This window comes from Sporosarcina thermotolerans (assembly GCF_042658975.1).
GTDB classification, from domain to species: Bacteria; Bacillota; Bacilli; order Bacillales_A; family Planococcaceae; genus Sporosarcina; species Sporosarcina thermotolerans.
Genome location: NZ_JBHSRM010000013.1, coordinates 432,845 through 454,243 on the forward strand (window position 1 = coordinate 432,845; position 21,399 = coordinate 454,243).

Annotated in this window: 19 protein-coding genes; 1 reads left to right on the plus strand and 18 read right to left on the minus strand. The window is 43.1% G+C overall.

Features of this window, described 5'->3' with window-relative positions:
* Window positions 1-23: 23 nt before the first annotated feature.
* The 7 genes from rsmB to gmk form a co-directional block, all read right to left on the minus strand.
* Window positions 24-1,373 (minus strand): 16S rRNA (cytosine(967)-C(5))-methyltransferase RsmB, encoded by a 1,350-nt coding sequence (rsmB, locus tag ACFPZG_RS10020; protein ID WP_381427202.1) that lies wholly within the window; start codon window positions 1,371-1,373, stop codon window positions 24-26.
* The gene (gene fmt, locus ACFPZG_RS10025; RefSeq protein WP_317940125.1) at window positions 1,373-2,314 is read right to left on the minus strand and encodes a methionyl-tRNA formyltransferase; all 942 of its coding nucleotides are present in this window, start codon (window positions 2,312-2,314) and stop codon (window positions 1,373-1,375) included. The genes rsmB and fmt overlap by 1 nt, the downstream gene beginning before the upstream one ends.
* A complete protein-coding gene (gene def, locus ACFPZG_RS10030) occupies window positions 2,311-2,808 on the minus strand; it encodes a peptide deformylase (RefSeq protein WP_283731679.1) in 498 nt (165 codons plus the stop codon). Before def ends, fmt begins: the two co-directional genes overlap by 4 nt.
* A 42-nt stretch (window positions 2,809-2,850) precedes the next feature.
* Window positions 2,851-5,262 (minus strand): primosomal protein N', encoded by a 2,412-nt coding sequence (gene priA / locus ACFPZG_RS10035; protein ID WP_317940126.1) that lies wholly within the window; start codon window positions 5,260-5,262, stop codon window positions 2,851-2,853.
* On the minus strand, window positions 5,252-6,469 hold the full coding sequence (gene coaBC, locus ACFPZG_RS10040; protein ID WP_283731678.1) for a bifunctional phosphopantothenoylcysteine decarboxylase/phosphopantothenate--cysteine ligase CoaBC: 1,218 nt from the start codon (window positions 6,467-6,469) through the stop codon (window positions 5,252-5,254). The genes priA and coaBC overlap by 11 nt, the downstream gene beginning before the upstream one ends.
* Window positions 6,470-6,570: 101 nt before the next feature.
* On the minus strand, window positions 6,571-6,795 hold the full coding sequence (rpoZ, locus tag ACFPZG_RS10045; protein WP_283731677.1) for a DNA-directed RNA polymerase subunit omega: 225 nt from the start codon (window positions 6,793-6,795) through the stop codon (window positions 6,571-6,573).
* 3 nt (window positions 6,796-6,798) lie between these two features.
* The gene (gene gmk / locus ACFPZG_RS10050; RefSeq protein ID WP_283731676.1) at window positions 6,799-7,416 is read right to left on the minus strand and encodes a guanylate kinase; all 618 of its coding nucleotides are present in this window, start codon (window positions 7,414-7,416) and stop codon (window positions 6,799-6,801) included.
* A gap of 337 nt (window positions 7,417-7,753) precedes the next feature.
* Between gmk and ACFPZG_RS10055 the strand changes: the two genes are divergently transcribed.
* On the plus strand, window positions 7,754-9,445 hold the full coding sequence (locus ACFPZG_RS10055; RefSeq protein ID WP_317940127.1) for an Rqc2 family fibronectin-binding protein: 1,692 nt from the start codon (window positions 7,754-7,756) through the stop codon (window positions 9,443-9,445).
* Between the two features lie 42 nt (window positions 9,446-9,487).
* On the opposite strand, the gene pyrE is transcribed toward ACFPZG_RS10055, so the two are convergent.
* The 11 genes from pyrE to ileS all read right to left on the minus strand — a co-directional run bounded on the left by pyrE (window position 9,488) and on the right by ileS (window position 21,251).
* On the minus strand, window positions 9,488-10,114 hold the full coding sequence (gene pyrE / locus ACFPZG_RS10060) for an orotate phosphoribosyltransferase (RefSeq protein WP_283731675.1): 627 nt from the start codon (window positions 10,112-10,114) through the stop codon (window positions 9,488-9,490).
* Window positions 10,107-10,826, minus strand: coding sequence for an orotidine-5'-phosphate decarboxylase (pyrF, locus tag ACFPZG_RS10065; protein ID WP_317940128.1), 720 nt, complete (start codon window positions 10,824-10,826; stop codon window positions 10,107-10,109). The genes pyrE and pyrF overlap by 8 nt, the downstream gene beginning before the upstream one ends.
* Window positions 10,823-11,737, minus strand: a complete 915-nt coding sequence (locus ACFPZG_RS10070; protein ID WP_283731674.1) for a dihydroorotate dehydrogenase — start codon at window positions 11,735-11,737, stop codon at window positions 10,823-10,825. The genes pyrF and ACFPZG_RS10070 overlap by 4 nt, the downstream gene beginning before the upstream one ends.
* On the minus strand, window positions 11,734-12,510 hold the full coding sequence (locus tag ACFPZG_RS10075; protein ID WP_317940129.1) for a dihydroorotate dehydrogenase electron transfer subunit: 777 nt from the start codon (window positions 12,508-12,510) through the stop codon (window positions 11,734-11,736). Before ACFPZG_RS10075 ends, ACFPZG_RS10070 begins: the two co-directional genes overlap by 4 nt.
* Entirely contained in the window at window positions 12,507-13,835 is a 1,329-nt protein-coding gene (locus ACFPZG_RS10080) for a dihydroorotase (RefSeq protein WP_317940130.1), read from the minus strand. Before ACFPZG_RS10080 ends, ACFPZG_RS10075 begins: the two co-directional genes overlap by 4 nt.
* A complete protein-coding gene (locus tag ACFPZG_RS10085; protein WP_317940131.1) occupies window positions 13,802-14,716 on the minus strand; it encodes an aspartate carbamoyltransferase catalytic subunit in 915 nt (304 codons plus the stop codon). The genes ACFPZG_RS10080 and ACFPZG_RS10085 overlap by 34 nt, the downstream gene beginning before the upstream one ends.
* 152 nt (window positions 14,717-14,868) lie before the next feature.
* Window positions 14,869-16,164: a uracil-xanthine permease family protein gene (locus ACFPZG_RS10090; protein ID WP_381426989.1), complete on the minus strand. Its 1,296-nt coding sequence runs from the start codon at window positions 16,162-16,164 to the stop codon at window positions 14,869-14,871.
* A gap of 29 nt (window positions 16,165-16,193) precedes the next feature.
* On the minus strand, window positions 16,194-16,736 hold the full coding sequence (gene pyrR, locus ACFPZG_RS10095) for a bifunctional pyr operon transcriptional regulator/uracil phosphoribosyltransferase PyrR (protein ID WP_283731672.1): 543 nt from the start codon (window positions 16,734-16,736) through the stop codon (window positions 16,194-16,196).
* A gap of 232 nt (window positions 16,737-16,968) precedes the next feature.
* Window positions 16,969-17,883 (minus strand): RluA family pseudouridine synthase, encoded by a 915-nt coding sequence (locus ACFPZG_RS10100; protein ID WP_283731671.1) that lies wholly within the window; start codon window positions 17,881-17,883, stop codon window positions 16,969-16,971.
* Entirely contained in the window at window positions 17,883-18,359 is a 477-nt protein-coding gene (gene lspA / locus ACFPZG_RS10105; RefSeq protein WP_283731670.1) for a signal peptidase II, read from the minus strand. The genes ACFPZG_RS10100 and lspA overlap by 1 nt, the downstream gene beginning before the upstream one ends.
* Before the next feature lie 129 nt (window positions 18,360-18,488).
* A complete protein-coding gene (gene ileS, locus ACFPZG_RS10110) occupies window positions 18,489-21,251 on the minus strand; it encodes an isoleucine--tRNA ligase (protein WP_317940133.1) in 2,763 nt (920 codons plus the stop codon).
* Window positions 21,252-21,399 lie beyond the last annotated feature (148 nt).

A 21,399-nucleotide genomic window follows, 5' to 3' on the forward strand; every position in this document is an offset into this window, starting at 1 on the left:
CTTAATCTTTAAACGCGCAGCAATTACTTCTTACGAAATGCGGTAACAAAAAAACCGTCACTTCCAAAATGTTGAGGTAATACTTGCAACATATTATCTTTAATTGCCAATGATTCATTATTTACGAACGAATCAAGCGGAACAGTTGTCATATCTGTATGTTTTTCAAGGAAATTATGGACTACCCCGGCATTCTCACTATATTCAACTGTACAAGTGCTATAGACTATAATGCCATCTTCTTTTACTAAACCATAGGCTGTATCCAGTAATTCTTCCTGGATTTTTGTTAGGTTTTCCAAGTCCTGCTCTGTCTTATTATATTTTATCTCTGGCTTGCGGCGAATGACCCCGAGACCACTACATGGCGCATCGACCAAAATTCTATCGAAAGAAGAAGGTTCATAAATGGTACCTAATTGTCGACTATCTCCACTGCTCAGTCTGATCGACTCGATTCCAAGTCGATTGGCATTGGATTCGATCAATTTCAATTTATGTTCATGTAAGTCATGTGCATAAACTTCTCCCTGGTTATTCATTTTCTCCGCGATGAATGTTGTTTTTCCGCCTGGAGCGGCACACATGTCCAATACTTTCATATCCGGTTTCACATCAAGAGCAATAACAGGTAACATGGAACTCTCATCCTGGATTGTTAGTAGACCGTTCGCAAAAGCTGCTGTATTCGCCAAACTTCCGCTTGCCGTTTGGATACTTTCCGGCACGACTTCTCCCCTTGTTGCATCAATGCCTTCTTTGGCCAATTCCTTTACAACATCGTCAACCGTCGTTTTCAATAAATTGACACGAGCTGTCATACGGGCAGGATGGTTATTTTCATGGGCCATCGCCAATGCTTCTTCTTTGCCAAATTGTTCAACCCAACGTTTGATCAACCATATAGGGTGACTCGTTTCAATGGAAATTCGTTCAATATCATCTTTGATGTCTTCGATCGAACGGACACCTTTTCGTAAAACGGAACGCAAGATACCATTCACAGTTGACGATATGCCTTTATGACCACGTCTTTTCGCGATTTCCACAGCTTCATGGACTACTGCATGTGGCGGGATTTTTGTTAAGTAGACAATTTGGTAAATCGATAATCGTAATAACTCCCTAACCCATGCATCAAGTTTCCCTTTTACAAATGGCTCTAAATAAAAATCCAGAGTCATTCGATGCTGTAAAGTTCCGTAGGTTAACTCCGTCAATAAGCCGCGGTCTTTTGGATCGATGGCGTATTTTTTAATTGTTCTGTTTAAAAGAAGGTTGCTATAGGCCTGATTATCATTTATCTCCATTAATATCGAAAGTGCTGCATCTCGAACATTTCCGTTCCAAATCTTCTTTTTGGTTTTGTTAATCATTCGAAATGATCTCCTTCATTCCAATTGGCTCCTGCCCCGTTCATAAACTCCTCAGCGGCCATTCGTTTCTTTCCTGCCGGTTGCAATTCTGTTATTGCGATGGAAGTACCGTCGCCTGTTTTTACAACAAGACTGTCCTTTAATCGTTTAATAATTGTACCCGGTGAGGCATCCGTGTCGATTTCACTTTTTTTCGCTTTCCATACTTTTACGTTACCATCTTGGAAAACAGAATATGCTCCTGGCCAAGGATATAACCCACGCACTTTATTGAAGATCTCATTGCCTCCACGTGACCAATCAATACGCTCCTGTTCTCGAGTAATGTTTCCAGCAAACGTTACGTATTTTTCATCTTGGGGAATTCGATCATTCGTCCCAGCCACAATTGATGGCAATGTTTCTTTTAATAATTGCGTACCAGCAGTGGATAACTTTTCAAACAATATTCCTGTATTATCTTCTTCTAAAATCGGAATGCGTACTTGTGAAATAATATCCCCGGCATCCAATTTTTCAACCATATACATTATCGTGACACCTGTTTCCGCTTCGCCATCCATAACAGCTTGGTGGATTGGTGCCCCTCCTCGATATTTCGGTAAAAGCGAGGCATGGACATTGATGCAGCCTAACCTCGGTACATCAAGCAAATCCTTCGGTAGGATTTGCCCATATGCTGCAGTTACGATTAAATCAGGATTCATATTTTTAAGTTCCGTTAATTCATCGGAATTTCTCAGTTTTTCGGGCTGCAAAACTGTCAAACCAAGTCGGTTCGCTTCCACCTTAACGGGAGGTGGTGTAAGAACCCGCTTTCTACCGACAGGCCGATCGGGTTGTGTAACAACAGCCGCAATTTCGAATCCCTCGTTATGTAGCATCGTTAAAACAGGTACTGAAAAGTCGGGTGTCCCCATGAAAACGATTTTCGTCATTCCTCTTCTTCCTCTCCTTCAACCTCTTCAAATTCACTCGGATCTACAATTCGTTTGATTTTCGAGTCGAAAAGAATTCCGTCCAGATGATCGATTTCATGTAAAATCGCCCTTGCTTCATAATCTTCAGCCTCAAGTTCATACAAAGAACCATCACGTTCCTGCGCTTCCACTCGAACGAAGAAAGGACGTTCGACTTCTCCATAAAGGCCGGGAAAACTTAGGCATCCTTCTACATCCACTTCGGAACCACCAATTGCGGTGACAACGGGATTGATCATTTCAATGACTTCGTTCCCTTCACCTAAATCGACAATGGCAACCCGGACAAGTTCACCCACTTGCGGAGCTGCAATTCCAACTCCGTCTGCAGCCACCATCGTTTCGTACATATCATCTAATAATTTTGCAAGCTTTTCATCAAACTTGTCCACTTCCTTGCAGCGTTGTGTAAGCAACGGTGAAGGACTTTTCACAATTTCAAGTATCGCCAAGTCTATTCCTCTTTTCTAGATGTAGATATATATCGGGCTATGTTAATTAATTGAGGTCGGGTCCATGTCAACTGTCATGAGCAACCCTTCCTTCATCCAGTTTGTCCGATACATTTTTATCAATTGCTGTAGTGTTTCAATCAGCTTTGGCTCTATTTTGTATTTTATCAAACATTGGTACCGATATCTATTGTTCACGCGACTGATAGCAGCGGCGGCTGGACCGATAATGACCGTTTCAGGTGAGAGAGAATTTTTCATATACCTTGTACCTTTTTCAGCAAAATCCGCCACTTTCAATAAATCTTCATGGGAAAATTGGATAAGTGTTATATAAAAGAAAGGAGGATACCCATATTGTTTCCTCGCCGACATTTCCAAATTGTAAAACGTCTCGAAGTGTTGCGTCTTTGCAAGCTCTATCGCGTAATGTTCTGGAGAATACGTCTGAATGAATACTTCCCCAGCTAACTCATGACGTCCCGCACGTCCACTAACTTGAGTCATCAATTGAAATGTTTTTTCTGCTGCCCGGAAGTCGGCCAAATGTAATGTAGTATCCGCAGCAAGTACACCAACCAATGTAATATTAGGAAAATCCAGTCCTTTTGCAATCATTTGGGTTCCTAACAGTATATCGGCCTTCCCCTCGCTAAATTTGCGAAGAAGACGTTCATGTGAGCCCTTCTGTCGAGTTGTATCTACATCCATCCGAAGCACCCTCGCTTCAGGGAATAGCTTATAAATTTCTTCTTCGGCTTTCTGTGTACCTGTCCCGAAGAACCGGATATGCTCACTCTCGCATTCTGGACAAACGAGTGGCACACCTTCCTCATGGCCACAATAATGACATTTCAATCTTTCATTTGCCCGATGATACGTTAATGAAATATCACAATTCGGACATTGGACGACTGTGCCACAATCTCTGCATAATACAAAGGAAGAAAATCCCCTTTTATTGAGGAATAGGACAATCTGTTCCTTCCTTTCAAGCCGCTGATGAATAGCATCCGCAAGACTCACTGAAAACATCGAACGATTTCCTTCTTTCAATTCGTCCCGCATATCGACAACCGTTACTGATGGTAATGATTGGTTCTTCGCTCTTTTCGATAACTCAAGTAGTGTATAGACTCCTTTTTTCGCTCTCGCAAAAGATTCCAGCGAAGGGGTTGCACTTCCAAGGATAACCGGGCATCTGTAAAATTCTGAGCGCCAAATCGCAACATCCCTCGCATGATAGCGGGGGTTGTCCTCCTGTTTGTACGTAGATTCATGTTCTTCGTCGAGAATAATAATCCCAATATTTTCAAAGGGAGCAAAGATGGCCGACCGCGCACCAACGACAACCTTCACTTCGCGCCGATGTATTTTACGCCATTCATCGTATTTTTCACCAGCTGATAAACCGCTATGCATGACAGCGACAAGACTACCGAATCTTTCCTGGAAACGGGCCGTCATTTGCGGAGTCAAAGAAATCTCAGGGACGAGGACAATTGCTTCCTTCCCTTTTTCTAATACATGCTTGATAGCCTGTAGGTATACTTCCGTTTTCCCACTACCCGTTACCCCATGCAAAAGAAAAGTTTCCGCTTTCTTCTGATCCGTTGCTATATTAACAGCTTGTAACGCCACTTGTTGTTCATCTGTAAGCCGAATTGGAATTGGTGTATCTTTTAAGTTCGGAGCCTCAGGTTCACGATAAACTTCCGCAACCCCTTCAATTCCTCCACCTTTTTCAACGATCGCTTTCAAGACGGAGTTCTGAATACCTGATTCCTTCAGAAGCTTAGAAACTTCCATTGTTTCCCCAGCGTGGCCTAACATCCAACTGATCAATTCCGTCTGTTTCTTTGCATTAGGATGAACTGACTTCAATAAATCGCTTAAGGTTAAAGAATCAGCAATTTGGATTGTCCGTACCTTTTTCATTTTGGTCTGTTGGCTAACTACGGTATCAACAGAGACTATGCCTTTTGTTGAATAGTCCTTAACAACTTTTAGCAAATGAGAATCATGAAGTTGCTTTAAAGGAATCCTTGTCCTCCCCTTCAAGAAATCGGATAGGCTTGGATCTTCAATCTCATCAGGTCGCTCTATATTAATGAACTTCTCATACTTTGCACGCATAGCAGCTGGTAACATGACTTGTAACGCATCAATTTCATATGAAAGTGTTTCCCTTGCCATCTTTTTTGAAAGCGATAAAAGTTCCGTAGACAAGATAGGCTCTAAATCAATTAATTCATCAATTGGCTTTAATTTTTCCTCATCAACTTCACTTTCCGCTTTCAATCCTGTGACGTACCCAAGCACTTTCCTCGGTCCAAATGGGACTTTGACACGTGATCCGATTTCCATAACCGATTCAAGGTGTTTCGGGACTCTGTAATCGAAAGGCCGGTCAATCGGATAGGCCGAAACATCTACAATGATTTCAACGATCATCTGAAATCGGCCTTTCGTCTGCCACAATCGTTTCAAGCAGCACTTTTGCAAGTTGTTTCTTTTCCATAGCTTCGAATGGATATTGATTTCCCATACCTGTCAATAGTGTGACGACATTCGTGTCATTTCCGAACCCACCATTAGGATCCGTTACATCGTTGACAATGATGTAATCCAAGTTCTTATTCGTCAGCTTAGACATGCCGTATGAAATCGCATCATTTGTTTCTGCTGCAAAACCGACAAGGATTTGGTCTTTCTTCTGTTCACCGAGTGTTCTAAGAATATCTGTTGTACGTTCCAGTTCAATGGATGAATCTCCGTCTTTTTTCTTCATCTTTTGTGTATGTTGTTCTTTCGGGCGATAATCCGCGACAGCAGCTGATTTTATAACCATCGATGCATTGTCGAAATTCTCAAGTACTGCCTCAAGCATCTCGGCCGCGCTCTCGACTTGTATAAATTCGACGCCCGCCGGTTTCGGCAAATCAACAGGTCCTGAAATTAAGACCGTATCAGCACCTAACGATACAGCTGCTTCAGCCATCGCATACCCCATTTTCCCGCTCGAAAAATTGGAAATATACCGTACTGGGTCGATTCGCTCTCTTGTAGGACCCGCAGTAACGACAACTTTTTTGCCTAACAGCGGCAATTCCTTAGTCGATTTCAAAAATCTCTGTTTCACAAGTTCAACTATTTTTTCAGGTTCTTCAAGTCTACCTTTCCCTACATAGCCACATGCAAGAAAACCTACTGACGGTTCAATGAAACGGAAACCATCCTCATGAAGTTGTTGAATGTTGCGGATAACCGCTTTATTTTCGTACATATGTACATTCATTGCCGGGGCGATCCAGACTTCAGATGTTGTTGCAAGTAATGTTGAGGTAACCATATCATCCGCAATGCCGTTAGCAATCTTTCCTATCGTATTAGCAGTGGCAGGCGCGACTATAATTAGATCCGCCCAATCCGCAAGGTCAATATGAGCGATGACACGGGAGTCTTTTTCGTCAAACGTATCGTAATAGACATCATTCCGCGACATTACTTGGAATGTAAGCGGTTGTACAAATTCCATAGCTGAAGCGGTCATAATCACTTTTATTTCCGCTCCTGCCTGGGATAGTTTACTTACTAACGCCACTGTCTTATAGACAGCAATTCCACCAGTGACACATACAAGAATTTTTTTATTCAACAAACGTCTCACCCTTTTTCAGTTAAAATGACAAACTCCCTAAGAAAGTTTGTTTCCAAGGGAGTTATAAGAGCTTATTAAATTCTTCACGGAAGCAAAGACAATCAGATTTCGTCTTCATAGACAATGGAAGCGTCTTGCACTTGTTTTGATAGTGCACCAGCTGCCACTTCTTCCAAGGCTTTCCCTACATTCTTATGAGAGGTATAGGTGCGAAGCAGTTCATTTTTACTTTCCTGCATTTCACGAGCTCTTTTTGCAGCAAGTGTAACTAACGTGTATTTCGAATCAATTTTGCCTTTTAATGAATCGACTGATGGATATAACATGTATTATTCCCCTTCCAACATAAGTAAATAACGTTTTTCGACGCGCTCACGACGACAATGTTCAGCTGTAACGATTGAATTGATGCGATCACAAGCTTTCGATACTTCGTCATTTTCAACAACATAATCGTATAAATTCATCATTTCTAACTCATCGCGTGCTTTTAACACTCGACTCGCGATAACATCGGCTTCTTCTGTGCCTCTTCCTACCAATCGATCCTCTAATTCGGAGAGGCTTGGCGGGGCAAGGAAGATGAAGAGTCCATCGGGAACCTTTTCCCTGACTTGTGCGGCACCGACAACTTCTATTTCAAGAAATACATCTCTTCCTGCGTCGAGAGTTTCGTTGACGTAGTCGAGCGGTGTGCCATAGTAGTTGCCTACGTATTCGGCATACTCGAGAAGTTTGCCTTCGTTAATAAGTGTTTCGAATTCGCTGCGGGATTTGAAGAAGTAATCGACGCCGTCTTGTTCGCCTTCCCGCGGGCTTCTTGTTGTCATTGATATTGAGTATTCGTAGTTTGTGTCAGGTTGTTGAAATAGTTCTTTTCTGACGGTTCCTTTTCCTACACCGGATGGACCGGACAGGACGATTAATAAGCCACGTTTTTTGTACATGCCATCCCTCTTCTTATGTATTATATAGTAGCGATAAAAGAATCAAATCTATACATGGACCGTTGCTTTGCGTTCCAGGAGGACGGTTTCCAATCGAACTACGAAGAGTTCGATTTGCCGTATTTCTGCGCCTTTTGCAGAAATTAAGGCAGGGCTTCCCCCAGGAGTCGCCGCCCTCTGCTCCAAGCAACTAATACTTCTCAATATAGAGCGTATTAATCCTTAGTACTTACTATATAGAAATTTTGGTTAAACGGTAAAAGAATCTCATCATATTATAACATAAGTTGACCGTAGAGTGCTAAAATGGAACAAAACGTTTGAAAGAGGAATTATCATGGCATTTGATGGATTATTCACTGCAGCGATTGTTAAGGAGCTGCAACAAATTAAAGATGGCCGTATATCGAAAATACATCAGCCAAATGCGCAGGAAGTTGTTTTGATGGTGCGGGCTGGAAGAAGCAATTACAAACTTCTCATTTCTGCCCATCCATCGTACTCTCGGGTTCAGTTGACTGATGAAACGATTGCAAATCCCGCGGAACCTCCTATGTTTTGCATGGTGTTGAGGAAGCATCTTGAAGGCGGTATGATTCAATCGATCAGGCAGTCAGGCAATGATCGTATCATATCTTTTGATATAAGAGCAAAAAATGAAATCGGGGATGAGATCCACCGTGAATTGATTGTCGAAGTTATGGGAAGGCATAGTAATTTATTATTGATCGACCCGGAACGAAATATGATCATTGATAGTATGAAACATCTTCCGCCTTCCGTAAACAGTTACAGAACGGTTTTGCCTGGACAGCCTTATGTACCAGCACCGCCACAAGAGAAATTGGATCCATTTGAGTTGGACGAGAAGGAGTTTCTTTCATTATTACCAGAATGGGAGAATGCCAAACAGATTGTTGGGAAACTTTCGGGTTTCTCCCCTATCCATGGTGAGGAGCTTTTGCACCGTTTGAAAGGGATACGGGAGGAAGAAGCCTATCCTATCTATAAGACTTTCCTTTCTTCGTTCAAAGGTGTTGGCCAATTGCCAACGATTGCAGAGGTTGGTACGAAATCTATTTTTTCCGCGACAACATTGACGTATGCCGACAAAATCGTTGCAACGTTTGAGACTCTTGGTGAATTGCTTGATAAGGTTTATTTTGCAAGAGCTGAACGGGAACGTGTGAAATCACAAGCTGCTGATTTGGAACGTTGGCTTGATAATGAAACCGCTAAGTTGAAATTAAAGAAAGAAAAATTGGGTAAGGAACAGAAGGCGGCAGAGAAACTGGATACATTCCAATTGTATGGTGAATTACTGACCGCGAATAGCTATGCCATTCAAAAAGGAGATACTGAGGCTACTGTCGACAATTATTACGAGGAAGGAACAACTGTTACCATTCCCCTTGACGCCAGAAAGACCCCTATCGAGAATGCACAGCGCTTTTATTCCCGTTATACGAAAGCAAAAAATGCTTTGATCATGATTGCTGACCAATTGGCGAAAGCACGGGAAGACATCGAGTATTTTGAAATGATTAAGCAGCAAGTCATGCAAGCCTCTCCGGAAGATATCGATGAAATTCGGGAGGAGTTGGCGGAAGCGGGTTTAATGAGGGCAAGGAAAAGCAAGAAGAAGCAAAAGCCGAAAAAACCTTCTCCTGAAGCCTATGTCTCTTCGTCAGGCATTCCGATTTCTGTTGGTAAAAACAATAAGCAAAATGATTATTTGACGTTCAAGATTGCAGCGAGGGACCATGTATGGCTACATACGAAAGATATTCCTGGATCACATGTCGTAATACATGCGGCCAATCCTGATGAGGAAACGATTCAAGAAGCAGCGACTCTTTCAGCTTACTTTAGTAAAGCAAGAGGCTCATCTTCCGTTCCGGTTGATTTCACTGAAATCAAGCACGTGAAAAAGCCGAATGGCGCAAAACCTGGATTTGTTATATATTTTGAGCAGAAGACTTTGTATGTTACTCCAGATGAGGATGTTGTAAGGAAATTGAAGAAATGAAATAAAGGACTGCCGTATTGTATATGACGGCAATCCTTTTTATTACAGTGATCCGGTTTTTAATTTTCCATGCCATTCGAGCAAATCGCTAATGGATGCTTCATTAATCGATCCAGCATCTTTCGCGGCTTCTGTTAAAGCACCGAAATTCGTTAGACTTTGGTAAGATAGCCCCGCCTCTTCAAATGCCTGATCTGCACTTTCGAGTTCGTATGTAAAGATTGAGACAACGCCCGTAACCTCAACATCCTCTGAGCGAAGAGCTTCTACTGCATTCAAACTGCTTCCGCCTGTTGAAATTAAGTCTTCGATGATGATTGCTTTATCTTCCGGCTTCACTTTACCTTCAATTTGACGGCTACGTCCATGGCCTTTTGCCTTAGAACGGATATACACCATTGGCAAGTCTAAAATGTCCGCCACCCAAGCAGCGTGCGGAATTCCCGCTGTTGCCGTTCCAGCGATAAGTGTAGTCTCTGGATAATGTTCTTTGATTAACCCAGCAAGCCCTTCAGCGATTTGCTTGCGGCCTACTGGATCTGACATTGTCAAACGGTTATCACAATAAATCGGGGACTGTATACCTGATGCCCATGTGAACGGGTCTTCCGGACTCAATTCCACAGCTCCGACATTCAATAAGATTTCTGCGATTTCTTTTTTACCCAATTGACTCCATCCCTTTCCATAATGTACTAATTTCCTCGTAGGCAGCCAAAGGATCTGATGCGCCAGTAATCGCTCTTCCGACTACGATATGTGTCGATCCTTGTTTTTTCGCTTCTACTGGTGTAGCAACCCTTTTCTGATCATGCACCCCGCCCCCGGGTAAACGGATTCCAGGAGTGACCTTTAGGAATTCTGGTCCGCAGACTTCCGAAATGATCGAGGCTTCATGAACTGAACATACGACGCCATCGAGTCCAGCAACACTCGCAAGCTTTGCATAATGAAGGACAGATTCATCAAGGGATGCATGGATAAGTTGTTCCTCTTGCACCTGGCGTTCATCTGTCGAAGTGAGTTGAGTCACACCAATGATGGAAGGTCGTTTCATACCTGACGGCGTCCCTTTATCAAGTCCTTCAAGTGCTGCTTCCATCATTGTCCTCCCGCCCGCAGCATGGACATTGACTAAGCCGACTCCTAAGCCTGCCAACACTTCCATCGCAGACTTCACTGTGTTCGGAATGTCATGAAGTTTCAAGTCTAAGAAGATATCAAACCCACGTTCTTTTAGTTTCTCAATAATTGCAGGGCCTTCTTTATAATAAAGTTGCATGCCCACTTTGACATTGACGTCTCCATTGAAAGCGCTAAGAAATTCAAACGTAGTTTGTGCAGATTCAAAATCTAACGCAATAATTGGTGAGGTTTTCATAATCGATGGCTCCTTCCTACAAGCTCTGAAATATGATCAACGCCTAATTCATCCAATTTCACTGGAAGTTCTTCAATGATTTTCGGGCATATGAAAGGATCGACGAAATTTGCCGTACCTACAGCAACAGCACTTGCACCTGCGGATAGGAAGTCGATGACATCTGCTGTTTCAGACACTCCGCCCATTCCGATGATCGGAATCGTAACGACTTGACTCACTTCGTATACCATTTTAATTGCGACCGGTTTAACAGCAGGTCCCGATAAACCGCCTGTAATATTCGCGATGATCGGACGTCCTGTCTTTTGGTCGAGCCTCATGCCGACAAGTGTGTTAATCATCGTAATACCATCTGCTCCAGCCGCTTCGACTGCTTTCGCGATTTCTTTAATATCAGTCACATTCGGTGAAAGCTTTACATACACAGGAACTTCAGACACTTCTTTTACAGCGGCTGTCAAATCATGCGCTTGCTGTGGGTCTGTACCAAAAGTGATCCCTCCGCATTTCACATTCGGACAAGATATGTTCAACTCAAGTGCTTTTACATTAGGAGCCGTTGAGATTGTTTTCGCCACTTCTACATAATCAGCTGTTTCCGTCCCAGCAACGTTTGCAATGATCGGAACATCAAATTGCTCAAGCCAAGGCAATTCATTTTCCATAACACTTTGCAAACCAGGATTTTGTAGACCGATTGCATTCAGCATTCCGGAAGCCGTTTCTGCAACACGCGGAGTCGGGTTGCCGAAACGCGTTTCAAGAGTCGTTGCCTTGATCATAATCGCACCTAATTTTGATAAATCATAAAGTGCCCCGTATTCTTTACCAAATCCGAAACAGCCCGATGCCGGCATAATTGGATTTTTCAATTGTAATCCTGGCAATTCCATTGATAATCTGTTCATATCGACACCACCCCTGCTGGAAATACTGGTCCATCCGAACATACTTTAACGTATGGTTTTTCGTTTTTCTCAGTCGTCTTACAAACACATGCGAAGCAAGCCCCAATGCCGCAACCCATCCGTTGTTCGAATGAAAGGAAACCCTTCTTTTCGGCGTATGCTGTTTGCACGGCGTTGAGCATCGGGATCGGACCACAACTATAGTAAGTCGCAAATCCATCGCCAATTTCCGCCATCACATCTGTGACAAAGCCCGCAGTTCCTTTCGTGCCATCTACTGTAGCTATATATGTATCTCCCAAAACGCTGAATTCTTCCTCGTAAAAAGAGAGAGACTCAGTTTGAAATCCTAATATATGAATGCACTTAACACCTTTAGCAGTTAGTTGTTTTGATAGCTCATACAAAGGAGGTACACCAATTCCCCCCCCGACAAGAATAGCAGTTTCGCCTGCGGATGTTTCATCTACTGGAAACCCATTCCCCAATGGACCAAGAACATCCACTACCTCACCTTCCCTTTTCAGGGAAAGCAATGTCGTGCCCCTACCCTCTGCACGATAAATGATTGTCATTTCATTTCTTTCATTATCAATAGATGCGATCGAAATCGGTCTTCTCAACAGAGGTTCGAATGAGTCCGATACTCGTATATGGACAAACTGGCCGGGGGAACTAATTTCCCCCACCAACTTGCCAGTTAATTTCATTTCAAATATATTCTTTGCAATTTCCCGTTGTCCCGACACTTTCATTCGGTCCTGGATGATCATACTCTCACCTGCTGTTTTGATATATTTTCCGTTTGATCAGCTGTGCTTCCTTCACTATCCTGCCAAACGATTTGTCCTCCGAAAATTGTTGTTACAGGCCATCCAGCACAATTCCAGCCGTCAAAAGGTGTATTTTTCCCTTTGGACAAAAACGTCTCCCGGTCGATTACTTGTTCTTTATTCAAATCAAGGAGAACGAGATCAGCTTGAGCACCGACTTCAATTTTCCCGTAAGGAAGATCAAATACAGCGGCAGGCTTGATAGTCATCCAGTCGATCAATTGCTTCAATGTCCATTTACCTTCTTTTACAAAATGCGTGTAAAGAAGAGGGAATGCTGTTTCGAATCCTGTAATCCCAAAAGGCGCGTTGGCAAAACCGGCATTTTTCTCTTCCGCTGTATGCGGTGCATGATCTGTTGCGATGAAGTCAAGTGTTCCATCCATTAGCCCTTCTTGCAACGCAAGCAAATCCTCTACTCCGCGAAGTGGTGGGTTCATCTTCCAATCAGCATCATCACCTGGGATATCCTCTTCAGATAAAATCAGATGATGAGGACTTACTTCAGCCGTTACATGAACTCCGGCTTTCTTCGCATCGCGGATGACCCTTACAGATTCTTTCGTACTCACGTGGCACACGTGGTAATGGGCGTTAGCTGCTTCCGCAAGAAGAATATCGCGGACGATATGAACCGATTCTGCCACTGAAGGGATTCCCGGAAGTCCAAGCTCTTTATTCCGTTTCCCTTCATGCATTGCTCCGCCGTATATTAATGTATTGTCTTCACAATGCGCGACAATTGGCATACCGATTTCCGCAGCGTCTTGCATCGCTTCGAACATCATTCCCGCTTGCTGGATGCCGACGCCGTCATCTGTGAATGCGAATGCACCGTTCTCCTTCAATTCTTTCAAGTTCGTCCGCTCTTTTCCAGCTTCCCTAATTGTTATAGAAGCGTATGGCAGCACTCGAATATGTGCTTTATCTGCGATCAATTTATTGACTAAGGATAAGTTTTCTTTTGTATCGGGAACCGGTCTCGTATTCGGCATTGCGCAAATTGTTGTATACCCGCCTTTAGCAGCCGCAAGTGTACCTGTTTCAATTGTTTCTTTATGTTCCCCGCCAGGTTCGCGCAAATGGACATGGACGTCGATGAATCCCGGTGCAAGCAGCAGACCATTGCCTTCAATCACTTCGGAATTCCCTACATTCAAATCGGCGCTAATTTCGGATATTCGGTCCCCCTCAATTCGGACATCAACTAAAACCTTTTCACCTTCATTATTCAAAACATATGCACTCTTGATGATCTTTCCCATGCCAATTCCTCCTTTTGTAAAATCGTTTCTAAGATAGCCGCACGTATATAGACACCATTTTCAACTTGCTTATAAATCATTGATCGGCTGCATTCGACAAGACTTCCCGCTATTTCAACGTCCCGGTTAACCGGTGCAGGATGCATGATGATCGATCCGGGCTTCATTTCCCTTTCCCGTTCAACTGTCAAACCATACTTCTCATGGTATTCTTCCTTCGTAAACCTCATTTTGCCATCATGTCTTTCGTGCTGAACTCTCAGAAGCATGACAACATCGCTTGTGTAGATCACTTCATCCCAGTCACTCACTGATGGGAAATCACCTGCCCACTCCGGGGGGCATAGGAATTTCACATTTGCACCAAGCTTTACAAGAGCATCTGCATTCGACTTTGCAACTCTACTATGGGAAATGTCACCGGCGATGAGCACATTTAACCCTTTAAAGCCGCCGAGCGTTTCTTTTATCGTGAACAAGTCAAGCAATGATTGTGTTGGATGTTGTCCTGATCCATCACCACCGTTGATAATTGCCATATTCATTTTTCCGACGAGATCCTCATAATAGCCTTCTTCGGGATGTCTAATGACGACTGCATCCAATCCGATTTCTTCAAGGGTGCGAAGTGTGTCGTACAACGTTTCTCCCTTTACTGCACTTGAAGAATTAGCTTCAAAGGGGATCGTTTCAAGACCCAATTTCCGTTCCGCCACCTCAAAACTCATTTTTGTCCGTGTACTTGGTTCAAAGAATAGATTGCTAACCATATATTTTTGAGGTAAAGCGCGGATTCCATATCTTTTTAACATTGCGGCACGATCCAAAATAGCTGAAATTTCGTCGATTGTTAAATCTTTCATTGATAATAGGTTTTTCATTTTGAAAATCCCCTTCCGTTTTGGATAAAAAAATGGCCTTTCCGTTAAATGGAAAGGCCAGTGGGCATGACTGAACAACCGTCATTTAGATTAAATGACTATCAGTCTACTGAACCTTTCCTTGTCTCTCAGTACAATTTTAAAAGGTCTTTCTATTCTGTTTGACTATCAGCTAAACTATCATTTGATCTGCCTGGCAATATCATGTTAAGTAGCACACCGACGATAGCAGCAAGCGCCATTCCCCCGACTTGGAATGTTTCGCTGAAATGGATTGACGCGCCGCCGATTCCGATGACAAGTATGACCGAGGCGATAACGAGATTCCGTTGCTGTCCAAAATCCACTTTGTGATCGACGAGCATCCTCAATCCTGATGAAGCGATGATCCCAAACAGTAGAATCGATATCCCACCGAGCACTGCTGTCGGAATCGTTGCGATAACTGCCATCAGCTTGCCGATGAAAGAGAACAATATCGCGAATACTGCCGCGCCAATAATGACGTAGATGCTATACACGCGAGTGATTGCCATTACTCCGATGTTTTCACCGTAAGTTGTTTTCGGTGGACCTCCAAGGAATCCACTTAGGAGAGTTCCTAACCCGTCTCCAAGTAAGGACCTGTTCAAACCAGGGTCTCTGATAAAGTCTTTATTGACAACACGACCTAATACAAGCTGGTGACCGATATGCTCCGAAATTGTAACGATTGATATTGGAACCATGATTGCAAGCAATGTTGGAGTAACAACAAAGTCATAGTCTATTCCAGGAATTAGGAATTCCGGCATTGCAATCCAATCGGCTTCATGCACTTTTGTGAAGTCCAATATTCCGATTGCCGCAGAGTATATGTAACCGACGACTATTCCGATCAGGACAGGCATGAGGCTGACCACTCCTCTAAAGAACATGAGGCAGATGATCGCTGCTGCCAATGTGACAATCGCTGCCGAGAAATGCAGAAGATTGTATTGCGCTTCGCCATCCACTTGGATTGTACTTGCCATGCTGACTGCCGTCGGTGCCAAAGCTAATCCGATTACCATGATCACCGGTCCGACTACGACTGGTGGTAGGAATTCCATGATCCACCCAGATCCCGTCGTCCAGATCAATAACGATACGAGTGCATACACGAGGGCGACAAACATGCTTCCGATCATCGCGCTTCCAATTCCACCATTTTCTGTAGCCACTATTATCGGCGCAATGAATGCGAAAGATGAACCCAGGTAAGCCGGAACTTTGAACCGTGTGACAAGGACGAAGACGATTGTCGCAAGTCCGCTTGTGAGTAAGGCAATTGCTGGGCTTAAGCCGACTAATTGCGGAACAAGGATTGTTGCTCCAAACATTGCAAACATATGCTGCAAACTAAGGGCGAGCCATTTACCAGCATCTGGTTTATCATGTACATCTAACACTTTGTTGTCACTCATCATTTCTCACCTGTCCCTATTCGGATTTTTCTTTATTTTGCGTGAATCGTTACGCCGTCCGAGCCATCTTCTTCAACGACATTGACGACTACCCGTTCTTCACTTGATGTCGGAATGTTTTTACCGACAAAATCAGGTCGAATTGGTAATTCGCGGTGTCCCCTGTCAACAAGGACTGCAAGCTGAATTGCCGCTGGTCTACCTAAATCGATAACAGCATCCATCGCCGCTCTCACCGTTCTTCCTGTGTAAAGCACATCGTCAACAAGAATCACTTTCTTTTCCGTTACATCGTGTTCAATGTCGACTTGGTGGACAAGTGGTTCATGGTTTCCATGTTTATGTTGAAGATCATCCCTATACAGCGTAATATCCAACTCACCAGTCAAAATCGGTCTTCCTTCAATTTGCTTGATCCTTTCTGCAAGACGTTTTGCAAGGACTGCACCTCTTGTTTTGATGCCGACAAGAATACATTCATCGATTCCTTTATTCTTTTCAATGATCTCGTAGGCGATTCTTGTTACCGCTCGTGATATTGCCTGTTCGTCAAGAATGATTGCTTTTTCCGTCATGAAAATTCCTCCTATAATTTAATCTTCTACTCGAGGTGCACTTTCTATTTTTACGTAAAAAAATACTCCTACCAAGATGGCAGGAGGTATACGTGCAGAAATAAGCGTATTCAAGAACAGCGTGCAGCTGTTCATAAATACTTTCCGTGCAACCTTCCCAGCCTCTCTGGACTGTCTTTAAAGGTATCGCTATTCAATTTCAGTTTTAGTATAGACTTATATATTTACAATGTCAACGTTTTTCGTTTTGCATTTTTTCAATCAGGTTTTTGAAGTCCTCCGGCAAAGGTTGTGTAAACTCCAGATATTCGCCTGTCTTCGGATGTTTGAAGCCGATTGTCCCAGCATGCAAAACCTGTCCATTGAAGTCGATTGTTTTCTTCGGGCCATATTTAGGATCCCCTGCAAGTGGATGTCCAATATACTTCATATGCACACGAATCTGATGGGTTCTTCCTGTTTCCAACCTACATTCGACTAATGTGAAGTCCCCGAAACGTTCTAAAACATTGAAGTGCGTAACGGCATGCTTTCCTTTATCTATAATCGTCATGCTTTGACGGTCCCTCGGATCTCTTCCGATAGGTGCATCAATCGTTCCCTGGTCATGCGGGATATGACCATGCACAAGTGCTGTATATACACGTGTAACGGATTTATCGACAAGTTGGTTTACAAGAGATACATGTGCCTGGTCATTTTTCGCGACCATTAGCAAACCCGAGGTATCCTTATCGATTCGATGGACGATACCGGGACGCATAACACCGTTAATACCCGATAGATCGTTCACTTGGTGCATCAACCCGTTAACAAGTGTTCCGCGACTATGACCCGGCGCTGGATGAACGACCATTCCACGGGGTTTATTGACAACAAGGACATCGCTGTCTTCATAAACAATTTCCAAGTCAAGATCCTCAGCAACAATATCAAGTTCTTCCAACTCAGGCTCGACAACTACGATAATATCTCCTGTTTTCACCTTATAATTGGCTTTCACTTGTTCTTCATTCACTAAAATCGCACCATCTTTAACCCATTGCTGAATCTGTGTCCGTGACCATTCAGGATTGTACGTCGATAATGCTTTATCGATTCGTCCTTTTTCCATATCTTCTGATACTACAATTTCAATCGGTTCCATTATGACACCTTTTTCTTGTTCTTTTTTTCATCTAATATTACGTGAATGATCATTAGTACTACCCCTATTGTCAATGCTGCGTCTGCAACATTAAAAATCGGGAAATCATAATTGACGATTGGGATGATTACGTCGACGAAATCGACAACTTCTTTACGCCATAATCGATCAATGAAGTTACCAAGCGCCCCTCCTAATAAAAACATCAAGCTTGTACTAAGTAAAGGTTGGCCTTTGCTTTCCTTGTGGAAGAAATAGATTATACCTCCCACAACAATTACTGTGACAACGTAAAATAGCCACATTTGCCCTTCAAGCATTCCCCATGCCGCTCCTTTGTTACGGTGCGAGAGGAGTGCAAGGTAAGGGTCCATAATTGGAATTCTTTCACCTAAATTCATATTTTGTACAACAAGCCATTTTGTCAGCTGATCTAACAGTATTAAAATAATTGCTATCCCGTAATAAATGAACATACCCAAAACCCCCGTCCGACAGTTTCCGTTTCATTTTACCATAAAAACACTTATATCATACAAACAAAGAAAAGGCTGATTATAACAACGGCATTCAGCCACTGTTACAAACAGCCTTAACCAAATTGCTTATGAATAGTATTTCTTTACAACATCTGCACAACGGGAACATAGTTCTGGATGTTCCGTATCGTTGCCGACAGTTTCTGAAATCGTCCAGCAGCGATCACATTTTTCACCGTCCGCTTTTTCAACAAGAACTGTTGCAGCATCAAGCTTAAGTGCATCAGTAGACATTTCCCCATCTTTGCCTTCGACAAAGTTAGAAACGATAAAGAATTGTGCGAAATCGATATCCTCCGCCGCAAATACTCCAGTCATTTTTTCCGGCAATGCGACAGTCACTTTTGCCTCAAGGGATTTACCAATTACTTTAGCATTTCGAGCTTCTTCAAGTGCTTTCAATACATCATCACGCACAAGCATCAATTTAGCAAATCGCTCGCGTAACGTAGTAGCCAATTCACCAAGTTCTTCAGCTTGTGGCATGTCTGTCAATTGGACGCTTTCCTCTTCAACATGCTCAAGGAATGCCCACATTTCATCCGTAGTATGAGGGATGATTGGAGTCAAAAGCTTCAATAGTGCAAGCAGGGAATCATACATAACCGTTTGCATCGCACGACGATGTGGATGATCCGCACCTTCGATATAGACAACATCTTTAGCGATATCCAAATAGAATGAGCTTAAGTCGCCTGTACAGAAATTATTTACAGCATGATAAACGCCTGCAAACTCATAGTTTTCATATGACTTCAATACTTCCTTAATTAAATCTTGAAGCTTCACATTGACGTATTGGTCAATCGGACGCATATCTTCAAATGCTACACGATCAGTTGACGGATTAAAGTCGGATACATTTCCGTGTAGGAAACGGAGGGTATTCCGGATTTTACGGTATACCTCTGATACTTGCTTAAAGTTCGAATCGGAAACACGGACATCTGCCGTATAATCTACAGACGATACCCATAGACGAAGAATATCAGCACCTAATTGATTCATCACTTTTGCTGGTACGATTACGTTTCCAAGTGATTTACTCATCTTGCGCCCTTCTCCATCCAAAGTGAAGCCATGGCTTAATAAGCCTTTATATGGAGAGATTCCATTGATCGCAACACTTGTTGTCAATGATGAGTTGAACCAACCACGGTATTGGTCGCTTCCTTCAAGATATAGGTCTGCAGGATAGACAAGATCGTCTCTCTCTACAAGCACACCTTGATGCGTTGAGCCTGAATCGAACCAAACATCCATGATGTCCGTCTCTTTCGTGAAGATGCCGTTCGGGCTGCCTGCGTGTTCAAAACCTTCAGGAAGAAGATCTTTTGCATCACGTTCAAACCAAATGTTTGAACCATGTTCACGGAATAGGCGAGATACATTGGAAATAGTTTCATCTGTAATGATGGCTTCTCCGTTTTCCGCGTAAAATACCGGAATTGGAACACCCCATACACGTTGACGGGAAATACACCAATCTCCACGGTCACGTACCATGTTGTAAAGACGTGTTTCACCCCAAGTTGGAGTGAATTTTGTATTACGGATTGCGTCAAGCAATTCGTTACGGAAAGAATTGATAGATGCAAACCATTGCGCCGTTGCACGGTAAATGACTGGTTTCTTAGAACGCCAATCATGTGGGTAGGAGTGCGTGATGAATGAAAGTTTCAAAAGTGCCCCTACTTCATCCAACTTCTTCGTTACCTCTTTATTTGCATCTTCATAAAACAATCCTTCAAATCCAGGTGCCTCTTCAGTCATGACACCCCGGTCATTGACAGGGGATAATGCATCAATTCCATATTGTTTCGAAACATAGAAGTCATCCTCACCGTGACCAGGTGCAGTATGGACACAGCCTGTTCCTGCCTCAGCTGTTACATGCTCACCAAGCATTACAAGGGAGTCACGATCGTAGAACGGATGTTTAGCAATTACCCGGTCTAAGTCGGCCCCTTTTAATTCGCGTACAACTTCGTATGATTCCCAGCCAATTTCTTTGGCAACTAATTCGACAAGATCTTTTGCCAATAGATATTTATTTCCATCCACTTCTACAATTGCGTAATTGAATTCCGGATGGACTGAAATTCCAAGGTTTGCAGGAATCGTCCAAGGAGTTGTCGTCCAGATAACAATACGGACGTCTTCTTCCACTACACCTAATCCGTCTTTGATCGGGAAAGCGACATAAATGGAAGGTGATTTTTTATCTTGATATTCAATTTCCGCTTCAGCAAGTGCTGATTCACTTGAAGGGGACCAGTAAACTGGCTTCAGGCCTTTGTAGATATAGCCTTTTTTCGCCATTTCGCCGAAAACTTCAATTTGTCGAGATTCAAATTCTGGTTTCAATGTGATATATGGGTTATCCCAGTTACCACGCACACCGATCCGTTTGAATTGTGAACGTTGGTTGTCAATTTGACTATAGGCATATTCTTCACACATTCTGCGGAATTCTGCAACAGAGTGCTCTTTACGGTTTACACCTTTGTTCACAAGTGCTTGCTCAATTGGAAGACCGTGAGTGTCCCAGCCTGGTACGTATGGAGCATGGAAGCCTGTCATTGATTTATGGCGAACAATCATGTCTTTTAGTACTTTGTTTAGGGCGTGACCCATATGAAGGTCACCGTTTGCGTATGGTGGCCCGTCGTGAAGTACGAAGAAGGGACGGTCTTTAGTCCGTTCTTGGACTTTTTGATAGATGTCCATTTCTTCCCACTTTTCCTGCATTTGCGGTTCTTTATTTGGCAAGTTGCCGCGCATTGGAAATTCCGTTTTCGGCATTAGCAATGTGTCTTTGTAATCCATTTAACTTCCTCCTTTAAAAGATATAACCTTGAAATGTTGATTTCAGCTATAGGCGGACGCTTTCCGCGGGCACGGCTTCAGCCGATCGAACCACGCAGAGTTCGATTTGCCGTATTTCTGCGGTTTTTGCAGAAATTAAGGCAGCGGC

Bases quoted from the DNA above. Each gene is read 5' to 3' on its own strand.
- ileS (WP_317940133.1), bottom strand. From the start codon at position 21,251: ATGGATTACAAAGACACATTGCTAATGCCGAAAACGGAATTTCCAATG.
- ACFPZG_RS10085 (WP_317940131.1), bottom strand. From the start codon at position 14,716: ATGAAAAACCTATTATCAATGAAAGATTTAACAATCGACGAAATTTCA.
- rpoZ (WP_283731677.1), bottom strand. From the start codon at position 6,795: ATGTTATATCCATCAGTCGATTCATTAAAAGGCAAAATTGATTCGAAA.
- ACFPZG_RS10070 (WP_283731674.1), bottom strand. From the start codon at position 11,737: ATGAACAGATTATCAATGGAATTGCCAGGATTACAATTGAAAAATCCA.
- pyrF (WP_317940128.1), bottom strand. From the start codon at position 10,826: ATGAAAACCTCACCAATTATTGCGTTAGATTTTGAATCTGCACAAACT.
- priA (WP_317940126.1), bottom strand. From the start codon at position 5,262: ATGATCGTTGAAATCATTGTAGATGTTTCGGCCTATCCGATTGACCGG.
- fmt (WP_317940125.1), bottom strand. From the start codon at position 2,314: ATGACGAAAATCGTTTTCATGGGGACACCCGACTTTTCAGTACCTGTT.
- pyrR (WP_283731672.1), bottom strand. From the start codon at position 16,736: ATGACGGAAAAAGCAATCATTCTTGACGAACAGGCAATATCACGAGCG.
- ACFPZG_RS10055 (WP_317940127.1), top strand. From the start codon at position 7,754: ATGGCATTTGATGGATTATTCACTGCAGCGATTGTTAAGGAGCTGCAA.
- ACFPZG_RS10080 (WP_317940130.1), bottom strand. From the start codon at position 13,835: ATGGGAAAGATCATCAAGAGTGCATATGTTTTGAATAATGAAGGTGAA.
- ACFPZG_RS10075 (WP_317940129.1), bottom strand. From the start codon at position 12,510: ATGATCATCCAGGACCGAATGAAAGTGTCGGGACAACGGGAAATTGCA.
- ACFPZG_RS10100 (WP_283731671.1), bottom strand. From the start codon at position 17,883: ATGGAACCGATTGAAATTGTAGTATCAGAAGATATGGAAAAAGGACGA.
- lspA (WP_283731670.1), bottom strand. From the start codon at position 18,359: ATGTTCATTTATTACGGGATAGCAATTATTTTAATACTGTTAGATCAG.
- ACFPZG_RS10090 (WP_381426989.1), bottom strand. From the start codon at position 16,164: ATGATGAGTGACAACAAAGTGTTAGATGTACATGATAAACCAGATGCT.
- gmk (WP_283731676.1), bottom strand. From the start codon at position 7,416: ATGTACAAAAAACGTGGCTTATTAATCGTCCTGTCCGGTCCATCCGGT.